This is a genomic window from Zoogloea sp. LCSB751, from assembly GCF_002028455.1.
Taxonomy (GTDB): Bacteria; Pseudomonadota; Gammaproteobacteria; order Burkholderiales; family Rhodocyclaceae; genus Zoogloea.
This window is the reverse complement of the sequence record NZ_MWUM01000140.1, coordinates 1-281: the sequence shown is the minus strand read 5'-3', so window position 1 is coordinate 281 and position 281 is coordinate 1. Positions and strand designations below refer to the sequence as shown.

Genomic DNA, 281 nt, shown 5'->3' with positions numbered 1-281 from the left:
ACAAAACCCATAGCGGCAAGTATTACGTCACCATCAAAGCTGATCCAGATGCCATCCCCGTTCAACCAGCCCTCGGCCAACACTGGACGGTTAAAGGCCATCGTTTAATAGAAGAAATGGAAACGGGTGATTATGTGATGCAGCAGCATACCTATGAGTTACCTGAGCACATCGTGTGTAGTTTGCCTGAAACAGGTGAACAACTCATTCAATTTATCGCAAAAGAAAGTGACTTCAAAGGTATTGGAGAAAGCAAAGCCAGAGCTCTCTGGGCGAAGCTG

1 pseudogene is annotated in these 281 nt (G+C 46.3%); it reads left to right on the top strand.

Annotation, left to right across the window (positions count from 1 at the left end):
* Nucleotides 1–281 (top strand): annotated as a pseudogene (locus B4920_RS26100) (AAA family ATPase); the annotation flags it as partial.